This is a genomic window from Pseudomonas sp. LBUM1645 (genome assembly GCF_059716185.1).
Window position 1 is genome coordinate 3,858,196 of record NZ_CP166811.1, and the last position, 15,496, is coordinate 3,873,691.

At 57.5% G+C, this 15,496-nt stretch carries 12 protein-coding genes and 1 pseudogene; 9 read left to right on the forward strand and 4 right to left on the reverse strand.

Annotated features, from left to right (window positions below):
- Window positions 1-44 precede the first annotated feature (44 nt).
- The 4 genes from fapC (at window position 45) to fapF (ending at window position 4,404) form a co-directional block, all read left to right on the forward strand.
- Entirely contained in the window at window positions 45-1,559 is a 1,515-nt protein-coding gene (fapC, locus tag ACA079_RS17225; RefSeq protein WP_497700200.1) for an amyloid-like fimbrin subunit FapC, read from the forward strand.
- Between the two features lie 62 nt (window positions 1,560-1,621).
- Window positions 1,622-2,302, forward strand: coding sequence for a fibril amyloid maturation endopeptidase FapD (gene fapD / locus ACA079_RS17230; protein ID WP_497700201.1), 681 nt, complete (start codon window positions 1,622-1,624; stop codon window positions 2,300-2,302).
- A 34-nt stretch (window positions 2,303-2,336) separates the two neighbouring features.
- Window positions 2,337-3,077, forward strand: coding sequence for a fibril amyloid subunit FapE (gene fapE, locus ACA079_RS17235; protein WP_497700202.1), 741 nt, complete (start codon window positions 2,337-2,339; stop codon window positions 3,075-3,077).
- A 46-nt stretch (window positions 3,078-3,123) separates the two neighbouring features.
- Window positions 3,124-4,404 carry a fibril amyloid transporter FapF gene (fapF, locus tag ACA079_RS17240; protein ID WP_497700203.1) on the forward strand — a complete coding sequence of 427 codons (1,281 nt, stop codon included), beginning with the start codon at window positions 3,124-3,126 and terminating at the stop codon, window positions 4,402-4,404.
- A gap of 148 nt (window positions 4,405-4,552) precedes the next feature.
- Here the strand turns inward: fapF and ACA079_RS17245 are convergent, their stop codons facing one another.
- On the reverse strand, window positions 4,553-5,878 hold the full coding sequence (locus ACA079_RS17245) for a sigma-54 dependent transcriptional regulator (RefSeq protein ID WP_497700204.1): 1,326 nt from the start codon (window positions 5,876-5,878) through the stop codon (window positions 4,553-4,555).
- Window positions 5,879-6,220: 342 nt separating this feature from the next.
- On the opposite strand from ACA079_RS17245, the gene ACA079_RS17250 reads away from it, so the two are divergent.
- The 3 genes from ACA079_RS17250 to nhaB all read left to right on the forward strand — a co-directional run bounded on the left by ACA079_RS17250 (window position 6,221) and on the right by nhaB (window position 9,599).
- Window positions 6,221-6,490 (forward strand): hypothetical protein, encoded by a 270-nt coding sequence (locus ACA079_RS17250; RefSeq protein ID WP_008149930.1) that lies wholly within the window; start codon window positions 6,221-6,223, stop codon window positions 6,488-6,490.
- Between the two features lie 238 nt (window positions 6,491-6,728).
- Window positions 6,729-8,018 (forward strand): NHL repeat-containing protein, encoded by a 1,290-nt coding sequence (locus ACA079_RS17255; RefSeq protein ID WP_497700205.1) that lies wholly within the window; start codon window positions 6,729-6,731, stop codon window positions 8,016-8,018.
- 78 nt (window positions 8,019-8,096) lie between these two features.
- Window positions 8,097-9,599: a sodium/proton antiporter NhaB gene (gene nhaB / locus ACA079_RS17260; protein WP_497700206.1), complete on the forward strand. Its 1,503-nt coding sequence runs from the start codon at window positions 8,097-8,099 to the stop codon at window positions 9,597-9,599.
- 119 nt (window positions 9,600-9,718) lie between these two features.
- On the opposite strand, the pseudogene ACA079_RS17265 reads toward nhaB, so the two are convergent.
- The 3 genes and pseudogenes from ACA079_RS17265 to gnd form a co-directional block, all read right to left on the reverse strand.
- Window positions 9,719-10,539: pseudogene (locus ACA079_RS17265) on the reverse strand (HAD family hydrolase).
- Window positions 10,536-12,059 carry a glucose-6-phosphate dehydrogenase gene (gene zwf, locus ACA079_RS17270; RefSeq protein WP_497700207.1) on the reverse strand — a complete coding sequence of 508 codons (1,524 nt, stop codon included), beginning with the start codon at window positions 12,057-12,059 and terminating at the stop codon, window positions 10,536-10,538. The pseudogene ACA079_RS17265 and the gene zwf overlap by 4 nt, the downstream one beginning before the upstream one ends.
- A complete protein-coding gene (gene gnd, locus ACA079_RS17275) occupies window positions 12,056-13,036 on the reverse strand; it encodes a phosphogluconate dehydrogenase (NAD(+)-dependent, decarboxylating) (RefSeq protein WP_415769191.1) in 981 nt (326 codons plus the stop codon). Before gnd ends, zwf begins: the two co-directional genes overlap by 4 nt.
- 272 nt (window positions 13,037-13,308) lie before the next feature.
- On the opposite strand from gnd, the gene ACA079_RS17280 reads away from it, so the two are divergent.
- Together ACA079_RS17280 and ACA079_RS17285 are read left to right on the forward strand one after the other, a co-directional pair.
- Window positions 13,309-13,491, forward strand: coding sequence for a DUF6026 family protein (locus ACA079_RS17280; protein WP_033055075.1), 183 nt, complete (start codon window positions 13,309-13,311; stop codon window positions 13,489-13,491).
- A gap of 200 nt (window positions 13,492-13,691) precedes the next feature.
- Window positions 13,692-15,425, forward strand: a complete 1,734-nt coding sequence (locus tag ACA079_RS17285) for a phosphoethanolamine transferase CptA (RefSeq protein WP_497700208.1) — start codon at window positions 13,692-13,694, stop codon at window positions 15,423-15,425.
- The last annotated feature ends 71 nt before the right edge of the window (window positions 15,426-15,496 follow it).

Below are 15,496 nucleotides of genomic sequence, written 5' to 3' on the forward strand. Positions count from 1 at the left end.
AGGTAGGTACAACACTTAACCTAAAATAAGTACGGAGAACCACCATGAAACCTTCGATGGCAATAAAACCTCTGGTTTTTGCAATCGCTGCGGTCTTGGCTGTTGCTGCACAAGCTGGACAGAACGATCGGCGTGGCCACCATAACGGTAGCCACAATAATCACACCCCTCCTCCAACAAGGATCTATACCGACGCGACCGCCAATGCGAATGACCGGCAGTCCAGTACCGGCAACCGCATCTACAACGAAGGGACTGAGAACTCCGCCGAGATGAGCAGCTCTGCCTCAGGCGCGAGCGGCAACGTCGGCGTCAACGTGGCAGCAGGCGCCGGCAACCAACAAGACAACGCGGCCGCCATCGCAAACGCTGGTTCCACCTCCAGCCTCGATAACAGCTTCGTGTTCGGCAATGCCGACGCCAGCGCTCGAGTCACGCAATACAGCAACAACAACAAGGTCTGGAACTACGGCACCCAAAACTCTGCTGTGATGAGCGGATCGGCCGATGGCAGCAGCGGCAATATGGGGGTCAACATTGCTGGCGGCGACCTCAACCAACAGAAAAACACCATGGCAATCGCCAACTCCAACTCCCCGTTGGGTAACGCATCAGCCAGCGCTTCCGCCAATCAAAGCGGTCCTGGCCTGACAGTGAATAACAACGCTGATCGGACCTACCGCGTAGATACGATTACGGTTACCAAAACGGCCAGCGGTAGTTTCTCTAAAGATAAGTCGTTCGAGGTTAGCGGCAGTGAAAGCGCTTCGTCGAGCTGGGCCGCGGCCGGGGCCAGGAGCTCTGATAGCAGTGGTTCCCTCAGCATTGATGTAAGCGGCTCTAAGAGCAGCAATGCGAGCGGTTCCAACAGCAGTTCTGCGAGCGGTTCTAACAGCAGTGCTGCGAGCGGTACCAACAGCAGTACTGCAAGCGGTTCCAACAGCAGCAGTGCAAGCGGTTCTTCGAGTGCATCCTTGGATGCTTCCTTGACCGCTACTTTGGACGCTGCTGCGGCGGCTTCCCATTCCACTACCGTCAATAATGGCAATGGCGATCGCACCCGCAGCAGGAGTTCCGACGCATCGCTTACCGCATCACTTGACGCATCGCTTAGCGTATCGGTAGACAAATCGTTCGACAAATCGCGCGATTCCTCGTTCGACAGATCTCGCGACTCCTCGTTCGACAGAACTCGCGACTCCTCGTACGACAAGTCTCGCGAATCCTCGTACGACAAATCGCGCGATTCCTCGTTCGAAAAATCGTTCGATAAGTCGTTCGAGAAATCGAACGCCTCCTCGTTCGAAAAATCGGGCTCGAAATCGTCCGAATCCGAGTTCGCAAAAGCGGGAAGCTTCAGTGAGAGCAGTTCATTTGATTTGAGCAACACCTATTCCTATCAAGTGCTGACTCCAACTGGCTGGGCCAACCCTGTGACCAACACTGCAACCCTGAGCGGTTCGGTGAATGGCGGCAGTGGCAACCTGGGCGTCAACGTGGCTGCCGGTGTGGGCAACCAACAAAGCAACTCGCTGTCCATCGCCAACCAGTCGTTCTAATTGTTGTCTCTTGAGGCCCCCTTATGGGGGCCTTTTTCAACACAACCAGAAGGCGTCCCACTATGCGCATTATCGCCTTGGCATTTTTGCTTTGCGTGGCCAGTGTGATCGAGGCTGCACAACTGCCGCTTTCCGTCCTGCCGGGCGGCGCGGTGGTGTATAAGCCGATCCAGAGCATACGCGAGCGTAAATTTGCCGACCTGGTGCAACAGAAAACCGACTTCAGTTGCGGCGCAGCTGCGCTGGCTACCGTATTGCGCCAGGCCTATTGGCTGGACGTGAACGAAGAACAAATCATCGAAGGCATGCTGTCACACTCCGATCAGGATCTTGTCCGCGTCCAGGGCTTTTCCATGCTCGACATGAAGCGCTACGTGGAAAGTATCGGCATGCGGGCCCGTGGCTACCGGGTAGCGCCGGAAACGTTGAGCCAGATCAGAATTCCGGTGGTGGTACTCATGGATATCCGTGGCTACAAACATTTTGTGGTCATGCAAAAAGTCCATCAGGGCTGGGTATATATCGGCGATCCGGTACTCGGTCATAAACGTTACAAAGTCGAAGACTTTGTAAAAGGCTGGAACGGCATCATCTTTGCCGTGATCGGCCAGGGCTACGACAAAACCAATGCGTTGCTCTCCCCCCCCCTGCCACTGACCGCCAAGAACCGCATCAACACCTTCAGCCCGGTGCAAGACGCAGAGTTGATGGATTTCGGATTCATCCAAAGCGACTTCTTCTAATAACAAGGGAGCACGACGCTCCGGGAGCATTCCAATGAAGACTCCAATCTGGCTGGCCGTGGTTTGCCTGGCCGCCAGCCTGCCGACCCAGGCACAGACGTTCAAACCTATTGAACTCAATGATCAGGAATTGGCGACCCTGCGAGGCCGTTATGTCATGCCGGGACGGATCGTCAGTTTCGGCATTGTCATGACCAGCGCTTGGCAAAATGCCAACGGTGAAGTGATCGGGGCAACTACCTCGATGCAAATTCAACAATCGACCATCCAGCCACAGTTCTATGTGACGATGATCGACGAAAAAGGTAATGGTTCAGCGAGTTCGCAAGGCACCGGTACCGTCACTGGCGGCAACGGCCTCAACAGCACCGAAGGCGTCACTCAAGTCGTGCGCGCTGCCGGCGACCATAACACTGCCTACAACAACGTTGATATCAACGTCACAAAGGCTAACCAAGCGCCAACAACGCAACAGCAGGGCCAGGCACTGGCCGCAGGCTCGACGTTGGTCGGTTCCAATGGCGCGGGCTCGCTGAGCATTTCCTCGACCGGTACTGGCGTGCAACTCAACATCGTGGCCAACAACAACCAGGGCAGTACCGTACAACGCCTGGCCCAGGGTGGGCTGATGCAGAACACGACTTTGCTCGGCGGTGGTAACCAGGTCCGTAACCTCACGTCCCTCAATGTCGTGCTGCGTGACAACGTGGCGACAACCGGGTCGCTGAACGGCAACCTGGACCAGCTCAAAGGTCTTCGCACTCAAGGATTCTGATCTACGCTCAGTCTCATCAGATGTACTCAGAAGGGACGGCTAACCCATGCACCGATCGTTAACGCTCAGAGCTATCGTATGTTTGAGTAGCCTGGCCCCGGCGACACTGCTGTACGCAGCACCGGACCCCCAGGTCGAGATACTAAAACAAGAACTCATGGAGTTGAAACAGCGTTACGAAGCACAACAGAACGCGCTGATGGTACTCGAGCAACGCGTTCGCCAAGTCGAAGAAGCACCTGCGACACCGGCTCCCAAACGCCTGACCAAATCCCCTGCCGAAACGACCAAGGGTGGCCAGACGGTGGCCGCCGGTGCGCCGGGAACCACAGGCAGTTCATACGGCCAATCGCTCAAGGACGATTCGGAGCCTGCGCAAAGCGTTTCCAACCTGTATGACGAAGCCAGCGGCTTCTTCGGTGGCGGCAAGTTCAGTTTCGAAACCGGCCTGACCTACACGCACTACGATACCCGTGCATTGGTACTTAACGGCTTCCTGGCACTGGACTCGATTTTCCTCGGCAACATCAACCTCGATCGCATCAAGGCCGACAACTGGACACTGGACCTGACCGCCCGCTACAACACGGGACAACGCTGGCAGTTCGACATTAACGTCCCCGTGGTTTATCGCGAATCAACGTACTCCTCCGGTGGCGCTGGTGGCGCGGGCCCGGTGACGTCGGACGCAACCGTTACCCGCGACCCGACCATCGGCGATGTAAACGTTGGTGTTGCTTACAAGTTTCTGGATGAGTCGGCCAACCTGCCCGATGCGGTCGTTACACTGCGCGTCAAGGCGCCGACCGGTGATGACCCTTACGGCATCAAGCTGGTCAATGATCCGTCCAACGATAACCTCTCGGTACCCGAGGACTTGCCTACCGGCAATGGTATCTGGTCGATTACCCCGGGTATCTCGCTGGTCAAGACCTTCGACCCGGCCGTACTGTTCGGAAGCCTGGCCTATACCTACAACATCGAAGACTCTTTCAGCGACATCAGCCCTCAGGTCAACTCCAAGGTGCCCGGGGACGTGAAACTGGGTAATTCCTGGCAGGCCGGCGCCGGCATTGCATTCGCCTTGAACGAGAAGATGAGTATGTCGTTCTCGTTCACCGATCAGTTCGCCCGCAAGAGCAAGATCAAGCCGGACGGTGGTGATTGGCAATCGATTACCAACAGCGATTACAACTCGGCCAACTTCAACATCGGCATGACCCTGGCAGCAACCAATAACCTGACAATCGTTCCCAACCTGTCCATCGGACTGACCGACGACTCGCCGGACTTTTCCTTCAGCCTGAAATTCCCTTACTACTTCTAATCCACAACAACAAAGCCCCGCTGCGACTTCAATCGCAGCGGGGCTTTTTTTGTAGTAGATCAAAAGATCGCAGCCTTCGGCAGCTCCTACAGGGTGAACACATTCCAATGTAGGAGCTGCCGAAGGCTGCGATCTTTGGATCTCGCGTCTAACGTATCTGATGCTTGTGCAACAAACGGTAGAAGGTAGGCCTGGATATCCCCAGCACCTTCGCGGCAATGCTCAAATTATCGCTGTGACGGTTAAGTACATCGCACAAGGCCTGGCGCTCTGCCCGGTGCTTGTAGTTTTCCAGCGTGCCCATCGGCGCGGCAACGGCCTGCTGGCTGATCAGCCCGAGGTCTCGCGCTTCGATCTGCCGGCCTTCGGCGAGTACCAACCCGCGACGTACCCGGTTGGCCAGCTCACGAACATTGCCCGGCCAGTCATGCTTGCCCATGGCAATCAAGGCGTCTTCACTGAAGCTGCGCGGACGGCGGCCGGTTTCATGGCTGTAGAAATGGGAAAAGTGGTTCGCCAGCATCGACAGATCGCCATTGCGCTCACGCAGGGGGGCGGTCGCGACCTGCAAAACGTTCAAGCGATAATACAGATCTTCGCGAAAGCGTTTCTTCTCGATCGCGGCCTCAAGATCGACATGGGTCGCGGCCAACACCCGCACATCCACGGGAATCGGCTGACTGCCGCCCACCCGTTCGATGTGCTTTTCCTGGAGGAAACGCAACAGGTTCGCCTGCAGCTCCAGGGGCAGATCACCGATTTCGTCGAGAAACAGCGTGCCGCCGTTAGCCGCTTCGATCCGCCCGACCTTGCGTTGATGGGCGCCAGTAAAAGCACCCTTCTCGTGGCCAAACAGTTCGGACTGGATCAAGTGTTCGGGAATTGCGCCGCAATTGATCGCGACAAAGGGTTTGCTGTGACGTTGGGATTGTCGATGGAGCGTGCGGGCGACCAGTTCTTTACCGGTACCGCTTTCACCACGGATCAATACCGGCGACTCGGTGGGCGCCAGCTTGCTCAGCAACTTGCGCAGTTCGCGAATGGGTTTGCTGTCGCCAAGCAACTCGTGTTCAGGCTGATCAATGTGAACCGTGCCCTGCCCACGCAGGCGTGCCATCCCGAATGCCCGGCCCAGCGTCACCTGAACCCGGGACACATCGAATGGCAAGGTATGGAAATCGAAAAACCATTCGCAGACAAAGTCCCCGACATTCTGCAATCGCAGGACTTCCTGGTTGAGTACGGCGATCCACTCGGTACCGCTACGGCTGATCAGCTCTTTGACGGCTTCCGGGCGTTCGAGGTGAAAAGGCTGCAAACGCAACAGGCCGACATCGCAGGTTTTGTCGTTAACGTTTTCCAGGGTGCAGCTGTCAACGTCCCAACCCACAGAGCGCAAAACCGGCAGCAGACGATGGCAGTCGTCGCAAGGGTCCACTACTAACAGACGTCGTAAAGCAGGCGCTTCGATCATGGCTGTTCCTTGGCGCCAAATTTATGAAATATTATTAAAAACAGTCGTTTGGCGGACCTGGCTGTAACGTTAGCAATAATTTGACGTGACCTTGTACCGTTTGACTATAGAGCAGTTGCGTTATTAGTTATAAGAAGCGACTTAGTTAGTTACCTAACGACTCCATCCTTTCATTCAGCTTTCAAACCCTGTCCACACCTTGAGCCCATGAAAGAAAGTTGATATTTCTTTTAATTGTATGTGACCCGCCCCCCGGTTGCGGGCATCAGTACAAGTAACCAGCCGAACGGTAAGCCCAACCGACGGCACATCACTTGATTGGGCATACAGAGAGAAAAACCCATGAACGCCCCGCTCCGCATCAACGAAGCTCTTTTGATTGCCGACCGCGCATTCCAACCGTTCCAATGCGTGGCCTGGGCTCCACAAGACGGCAATGGCGAACTCAGCCTGACCGTTATCGATCGCACCAACACCCGCAGCATCGGCCGTAAGCAGATCCCAAGCAGTGCCTATACCGATCCTGCGCAACTTGAATGCCTGCTTGAAGCAGCACGTGCGGAATTGAGCGAGGAGGGTTACAAACTCCAATCGTGGTCGATGCCACACTAAACGTTTTGCGGGTTACTAAACGGTAACCCGCACCCTCCCCGATTAATCTTCGAACTTGCACGCGCCCAACTAATTGGCAGGCTTGTCAGTGGTTCGAAAAGACACTGTTCTGGCACACAGCGACCCTCCGTCTGTTAGTTATGACAGTTGTGCATCCAGGCGTTCAGGGATTGAATGTTTCCTTATAAAGTCGCCATCCAAACTCCCGGTTCAGGACGACTCGCAAGGAGCTGCGTGCATGTCAATCCAGACCGCGTTTGCATTACCGGCAACCCTGAACAACGCCGGCAAACTTGATGCAACCTTTGCCTCGTCTGGCAAAACCCAAGTGTATTTCGCTGGCAGCCTCTCAAGCATGGCCAACGGGGTCGCGATTGATTCACGTGGCAGGTTGTTAGTCGCGGCGAAGGTCGGAACGCCAGGCGGTAGCCGCTTCGGCGTGGCACGCTTGCTCGAGGACGGCTCGGCGGATCTGGCGTTCGGCAATCAAGGCAGCGTCATCGGGCAATTTGAACACGGCTTCGAGGCCATGGCCGGCAAAGTCCACGTACTGCCTGATGGGCACATTCTGGTAGCCGGCCTGCACTACGAAAATGCTCACCGGACACTGCCCGCCCTCGCCCTGTTTGATCAGCATGGTCGGCCGGCTCAATGTTTTGGCGACAATGGCCGCTGCGTTGTGCGTCTGCCGGGCGATCTTTCCCAAGGCGTGCGTGACACCTGGCTCCCTCCCGGCGTATCGGGCGCAGAAGGTTGTGATATCTGCGTGCAGGAGGATGGTCGAATCCTGCTGCAGGCCAATCATCACTTCGAACTGTCCGATCATGTCGGCATGCTGATACGCCTCAACACCGACGGCTCACTGGACAACACCTTCAACGGTCGTGGCTTCGTGATTGTCAGGCACTTGTTGATGAACACCTGGCTCAGCAGCCTGATGGTGCAACGAGACGGCCGGATCCTGGTGGGCGGGTCGATCAACTTCCCTGAAGAAGGTCTGCTGGCCCGCTATCAAACCGACGGCAGGCTCGACGATAGTTTCGCCGTGGATGGTTTCATGACCTTCAAGGCACGTGGGTATAGCGCTCAGGTCAGCCAGATCGTCCAACAGGAAAATGGCGATGTGCAGTGCTTTGGCAGCAGCCGCGACCCGATGCATTGCCTGGCACTGAAAGTACACAGCAACGGCCGCCCGGACATTCATTGCAATGGAGGCCAGGCCCGACTGCTGGAAATCGGTCACAGTGGCTGCCAGTGGACCGACGCAAAGGCACTGCCGGACGGCGGCGTGGTGACGGTCGGAGCCACGATCGGCGGCGTCGAGGCGGATTTCATTCTGGCGCGGCATCTACCCGACGGGCAACTCGATCGCAGCTTCGGCAATGGCACCGGCTGGGTTCGCACCCGCCTTGGCCGCAGCCTGGATACCGCGACTTCAGTGGTCATGCAGGCCGATGGAAACATCGTCGTTGGAGGCTATTCACTGGACGGCAACTATCGAGCGATCGTCTCACGCTATCTGGGGTAGGCCTGCACAGCTTTCCTACACTTGATCTTCCCTTCCTCTTACGGCAAGTTGCGCGCTTCTTAATACAAGGAGTAGCCGATGCCCGGTTCAATGGCTCAGGCGTTCGCGCACAATTTTCTCGGGCATTCACCCCGCTGGTACAAGGCAAGCATTGTCGGTTTCCTGATTCTCAACGCACTGGTGTTGTGGACCGTCGGCCCGGTGGCGGCTGGCTGGCTGCTGGTGCTGGAGTTCATCTTTACCCTGGCGATGGCGCTCAAGTGTTATCCGTTGATGCCCGGCGGCCTGCTGTTGATCGAAGCACTATTGCTGAAGATGACCACGCCCCAGGCACTCTACGACGAGCTGGTGCACAACTTCCCGGTGATCCTGCTGCTGATGTTCATGGTGGCCGGCATCTACTTCATGAAAGACCTGCTGCTGTTTCTGTTCTCACGACTGCTGCTCGGGATTCGCTCCAAGGCGCTGCTGGCGTTGATGTTCTGTTTCCTGTCGGCGTTTCTGTCGGCGTTTCTTGATGCCTTGACCGTGACCGCCGTGATCATCAGTGCAGCCGTCGGCTTTTACTCGGTGTATCACCGCGTCGCCTCGGGCAACGATCCGCGTCAGGACAGTGAGTTTGGCGATGACCAGCACCTGCCCACACTCCATCACGCCGACCTCGAACAATTCCGCGCCTTTCTGCGCAGCCTGCTGATGCACGGTGCCGTGGGTACCGCACTCGGCGGTGTTTGCACATTGGTCGGTGAGCCGCAGAACCTGCTGATCGGCCATGAGATGGGCTGGCACTTCTCTGAGTTCTTTCTGAAAGTCGCTCCGGTTTCATTGCCGGTCCTGGTGGCCGGCCTGATGACCTGCGTCCTGCTGGAGAAACTGCGCTGGTTCGGTTACGGCACGTTGTTGCCGGACAACGTGCGGGCGGTTCTGGCCAATTACGCCGCCGAAGACAATGCCGCACGCACCTCGCGCCAACGTGCAGCGCTCATCGTGCAGGGATTGGCGGCGCTGATTCTGATTGCGGGGCTGGCGTTCCACATTGCCGAGGTCGGCCTGATCGGCTTGATGGTGATCGTGCTGATCACCGCATTCACTGGCATCACCGACGAGCACCGTATCGGCAACGCGTTCAAGGACGCCATGCCGTTCACAGCGCTGCTGGTGGTGTTTTTCGCGGTGGTGGCGGTGATTCACGATCAGCAACTGTTCACGCCTTTGATCCAGTGGGTGTTGGCGCTGCCAGCGGATCAACAACCGGGCATGCTGTTTATTGCCAACGGCTTGCTGTCGGCCATCAGCGATAACGTGTTCGTCGCGACCATTTACATCACCGAAGTCAAACAGGCCTTCATCTCCGGCCACATGAGCCGTGAACATTTCGAGACGCTGGCGATTGCGATCAACACCGGCACCAACCTGCCGAGCGTGGCGACGCCCAATGGTCAGGCTGCGTTTCTGTTCCTGCTGACCTCGGCGATTGCACCGCTGATTCGCCTGTCGTACGGGCGGATGGTGTGGATGGCGTTGCCGTACACCGTGGTGATGGGTGTACTGGGATGGTATGCCGTGAGCTTCTGGCTGTAACACCAATCAATCTGTAGGAGCTGTCGAGTGCAACGAGGCTGCGATCTTTTGATGTTGCCTTTACAAGCGAAGATCAAAAGATCGCAGCCTCGTTGCACTCGACAGCTCCTACAGGGGTTTCAGCGTTTCAGGATATAGCGCTCGATTGCTTGCGCCGCTCCGTCCTCGGTATTGGCGCCCGTCACCACGTCCGCCTGGCGCTTCACTGCCTCTTCCGACTGCCCCATGGCGATCGACAAGCCTGCGCGGTGAAACATCGCCGGGTCGTTGCCGCCATCGCCCAGCGCCGCGGTCTGCTCCAGCGGCACGCCGAGAAATTCGGCCAGTGTCGCCAGTGCTGAACCCTTGTTGGCTTGCATCGCGGTCACGTCCAGATAAATCGGCTGCGAACGGGAGACCTGTGCCTGGCCTTCCACTTTGGGCAGCAGGAGCGCTTCCAGCTCAATCAACAACTGCGTGTTGTTGCTGGTGGCGACGATCTTGTCGATGCGTTCCAGGTACGGCTCAAAACTCTCGACCACCACTGGCGGATAACCCAGGCCGTGCTGTTCACGAGGCACCATTGGGCCGTTCGGATCTTTCAGCAACCAGTCGCCACCACTGAACACCCAGATTTCGATGTCCGGCCGGTCGGCAAACAGCGCCAATGCCGTCAGCGCCGCCGTTGCCGGCAAGTAATGCGCGACCAGCAAACTGCCATCCGGGTTGACGATAGTGCCGCCATTGAACGCTGCCGTTGGCAGGTCGACGCCCAGGGCTTCAATCTGCTGCAACATGGCCTGGGTGGACGACCAGTGGCCAGGCTGAACAGTACGCCTGCCTCGCGCAAGGAACGGACCGTTTCAATGGTGCGTTGGCTGAGGCTGTGATCGGGCAGCAACAAGGTGCCGTCCATGTCGCTGAGCAGAAAACGGATGGGTTGTTGCGTCGGCTCACTCATCCGAGGCCGTGCCAGACGCGACCGTCGCGAGTCAGCAGATCTTCCGCAGCCTGCGGGCCGTCTTCGCCAGCGGCATAGCTCTGCACGCTCGCGTCCTGCTGCCAGGCATCAAGGAAAGGCTGCACGGCGCGCCAGCCGTTCTCGATGTTGTCGGCGCGCTGAAACAGCGTCTGATCGCCGGTCAGGCAATCGTAGATCAGGGTTTCGTAGCCGGTGGACGGCTGCATTTCAAAGAAATCCTTGTAGGCAAAGCCCAGTTCGATATTGGCCATTTTCAAGGCCGGGCCGGGCCGTTTGGCCAGCAAATCGAACCACATGCCTTCGTTAGGCTGAATCTGGATTCGCAGATAGGTCGGTTGCAGCTCATCGACTTCGGTATCGCGGAACTGCGCATACGGCGCCGGTTTGAAGCAGATGACAATCTCGGTGTCGCGCACGCTCATGCGCTTGCCGGTGCGCAGGTAAAACGGCACGCCGACCCAGCGCCAGTTGTCGATCATGACTTTCAGCGCGACGTAGGTTTCGGTATTGCTGTCGGGCGCCACGTTGTTTTCCTGGCGATAACCCGGCAACTCTTTGCCGTCGACTTCACCAGCCGTGTATTGGCCGCGCACCGAATTGGCCAGCGCTTCCTCGACCGACCAGGGGCGAATCGCACCAACCACCTTGGCTTTCTCGCCGCGTACCGCATCGGCGCCAAAGGCGGCCGGAGGCTCCATTGCGACCATCGCCAGCAATTGGAACAGGTGATTGGGCACCATGTCCCGCAAGGCGCCGGTGTGTTCGTAAAAACTGCCACGGGTTTCCACGCCGACGGTTTCAGCGGCGGTGATTTGTACGTGGTCGATGTAGTGATTGTTCCAGAACGCTTCGAACAGGCTGTTGGAAAACCGGCTGATCAAAATGTTCTGCACGGTTTCCTTGCCCAGATAGTGATCGATCCGGTAGATCTGGTTTTCTGTCATCACCTTGAGCAAGCAAGCGTTCAAGGCTTCGGCAGTATGCAGATCGGAACCGAAGGGTTTTTCGATCACTACCCTTCTGAATGCTTCTGGCGATTCTTGCAGCAAGCCGGCGGCGCCGAGACGACGCACCACCTCGCTGAAGAAACGTGGCGCAGTGGCCAGGTAGAAGACGGCATTGCCGGTGCCGCTGGCGGCGATTTTCGCCGCCAGCGCTTGATAAGTGCTGTCGTCCAGGAAGTCGCCCTGGACGTAGCTGATGCCTTTGGCCAACTTGGCCCACAAGTCCGGGTCAAGGGCTTGATCGCCCTTGCCGACCTTGGCGGCCACTTCGGCCCGAATGAAGTCTTCGAGTTTTTTCGCAAAGGCTTCATCGGTGATGGCGTTGTGGTCAACGCCGATGATCCGCAGTCCATCCCCAAGCAGACCGTCACGACTCAGGTTGTACAGCGCCGGCATCAGCAGACGCTTGACCAGATCGCCATGGGCACCGAACAGAAACAGCGTGGTCGGTGGTGCGGGTTCTGCCTTGGACTTATTGCGGATCAGACGGGTCATTTTTTCGAAGTCTCCACGTGGCCGCCGAAGCCGAAGCGCTGGGCCGAGAGAATCTTGTCGCCAAAGGTGCCTTGCCCGCGCGAACGGTAGCGGGAGAACAGCGAGTTCGACAGCACCGGTACCGGCACCGATTGCTCCATGGCGGCTTCGATGGTCCAGCGACCTTCACCGCTGTCAGCCACTTCACCTGTGTAACCGTCGAGTTTCGGATCGCTGGCCAGCGCGTCGGCGGTCAGGTCGAGCAACCAGGACGACACGACGCTGCCACGACGCCAGACTTCGGCGATGTCGCCTACGTTCAGGTCGAAACGCTGATCTTCCGGCAGGTTGGTGCTGGCCTTGGTCTTGAGGATGTCGAAGCCTTCGGCGAAGGCCTGCATCATTCCGTATTCGATGCCGTTGTGGATCATTTTCACGAAATGGCCCGAACCGGCCGGGCCTGCGTGGATGTAACCGCGCTCGGCACGATCGTCTTCGGACTTGCGGTCCTTGGTCCGAGGAATGTCACCCAGGCCCGGCGCAAGGCTCTCGAACAGCGGATCAAGGCGTTTAACCACCTCGGCTTCGCCACCGATCATCATGCAGTAACCACGCTCCAGGCCCCAGACGCCGCCGGATGTGCCGACGTCGACGTAGTGCAGGCCTTTTTCCGCGAGGGTTTTCGCCCGGCGGATGTCGTCCTTATAGAAGGTGTTGCCGCCGTCGATGATGGTGTCGCCAGCTTCGAGCAAGGTGCTCAGGGTGTTGATGGTGTCTTCGGTCGGTGCGCCGGCCGGCAGCATGACCCACACCGCACGTGGCTTGGCCAGGCCAGCGACCAGCGCCGGCAGGTTGATGACGCCAGAGGCGCCTTCTGCGGCCAGGGTGTCGACAAAGGCGGTATTGCGGTCGTAAACAACGGTGGTATGCCCGTTGAGCATCAGGCGCCGCGCAATATTGCCGCCCATGCGGCCCAGTCCAATAATCCCGAGTTGCATGTGCTGATGCTCCCTACTACAAATAATGTGTGTCAAAGGTTTATAGCCCAACGCGACTCATTCGACTTAGTCCAGCGTCGGGGCACATAGTTTCCGGGCATTGTGCCCGATCCAGATTGATAACGTCGGTAATCACGCCGAAGACACAACGACCATGAAAAATAAAAAAGTTCCCTTCCGGGGCAAAAGAAATCAAAATCAGGGCCGATAGTAAATCAGCACCCGATTTCGGGGCAGGTTTACAGTTGAGGCAACCATTTGCGAGGTGAGCAATGGGCACAGTACACGCAGCACGGCCAGCACAAACCCTTTACGTCACGATCCGTCGTGATGAATTACGCCAGTTGAAAGACGAGCGCGACCAGTTGAAGCAGGAGCTCGCGCAATTGCGCTTGTTGACACAAAGCAATCAGGCTCAGCCTTTGCCCGTCACTCACCGTGTGCCTCACGCCTGATCCCCTCGCTTGATTCGGAAGCAGCCCTCTGCTGTTTCCGACCTGCCATTCCCCTTTTGACAAACCCGGCAACTCACGAAGTTTTCACATCCCCTTGTTGATACTCCGGCTCATTATGGCCGTTCGGTATCCGTGCGGTCCCCGTTCGTCGGTGACATTGATGTCCCGGCGATGGAAGTGATTATCGGCTGGAGCGCTGAATGGCTTTGTTTAAACGCAGCAATACGTCTGCGAAAGGTTTCGACTGGACAGGATTTCTCTGGCTGTTCCTGTTCTTCTGGTATTTTTCCGGCATTACCCAACTACTGATCCAACTGACAGGCACCTCCGGTTTTACCGGGTTCCGCCAGGCCTTTGTGATGAGCGCCATCTGGCTTGCGCCGATGCTGCTGTTCCCCAAACAAACACGTGTCATGGCTGCACTGATCGGTGTGGTGCTGTGGGCCTGTTCAATGGCCAGCCTGGGTTACTTCTTCATCTATCAGCAGGAGTTTTCCCAAAGCGTCATCTTCATTATGTTCGAGTCGAACGTCTCTGAAGCCGGCGAGTACATGACTCAGTACTTTGCCTGGTGGATGGTGGCGGCGTTCCTCGCTCACACCGCTTTCGCTTACTTTCTCTGGACTCGCTTGCGCCCGGTGTACATGCCTCGCGGTCGGGCGCTGGTGGCTGCAACGGCGATTGTGGTTGCCGTCGTCGGTTATCCGCTGATCAAGCAAACCGCGCGTACCGGCAGCCTTGCCGGCGGTTTCGAGAAGTTCGAAACCCGCATCGAGCCCGCCGTGCCTTGGCAGATGGCCGTGGCCTATCACCGCTACCTCGATACCCTGGCCGGCATGCAAGACATGCTCAATAGCGCCAGCAAGATTCCACCGCTGCACAATCTCAAAGATTCGGCGGCCAATCAGCCGGCAACGATGGTGTTGGTGATCGGCGAGTCCACCAACCGTCAGCGCATGAGCCTCTACGGCTACCCTCGGGAAACCACCCCGGAGCTGGACAAACTCAAGGATCAACTGGCGGTCTTCGATAACGTCATCACCCCGCGCCCTTACACCATTGAGGCGTTGCAGCAGGTTCTGACCTTCGCCGATGAAGAGAACCCGGACCTGTATCTGTCGACTCCGTCGCTGGTCAGCATGATGAAACAGGCAGGCTACAAGACCTTCTGGATCACCAACCAGCAGACCATGACCAAGCGCAACACCATGCTGACGACCTTCTCCGAGCAGGCTGACGAGCAGGTGTACCTGAACAACAACCGCAACCAGAATGCCGCCCAGTACGATGGCGACGTGATCGAGCCGTTCAACAAGGCCTTGGCCGACGCTGCGCCGCGCAAGCTGATCGTCGTGCATTTGCTCGGCACGCACATGAGCTACCAATACCGTTATCCGTCGTCCTTCGATAAGTTCAAGGACCGCAAAGGGGTTCCGGACGGTGTACGCGACGATCAGGTGCCAACGTACAACAGCTATGACAACGCGGTGCTGTACAACGACTTCGTGGTTTCGAGCCTGATCAAGGACTACGCCAAGTCTGATCCGAACGGGTTCCTGCTGTACCTCTCCGACCACGGTGAAGATGTTTTCGATTCTCCTGGCCACAGCACTCTTGGGCGCAACGAAAGCAAACCGACGGCGCCGATGTACACCATTCCGTTCATGGCCTGGGCCTCGCCGAAATGGCGCGAAAACCATGACTGGAGCTTTGCCGGTGATCTGGGGCGGCCTTACAGCAGCTCGCACCTGATCCACACCTGGGCTGATCTGGCGGGTCTGAGCTTCGATGAACTGGATCGCAGCAAGAGCCTGGTCAGCGACAGTTTCAAGCCACGGCCATTAATGATCGGCAATCCTTATGAGCGCGAGCAAAAGGCATTGATCGACTTCAGCCTGATGAAACCCAAGGCGGTGGCAGTCATTCAGAAGTAATCCTGCTGAACCTGTGGGAGCGAGCTTGCTCGCGATAGCGGCGGCACAGTCAGCATTGATGTCGACTGATC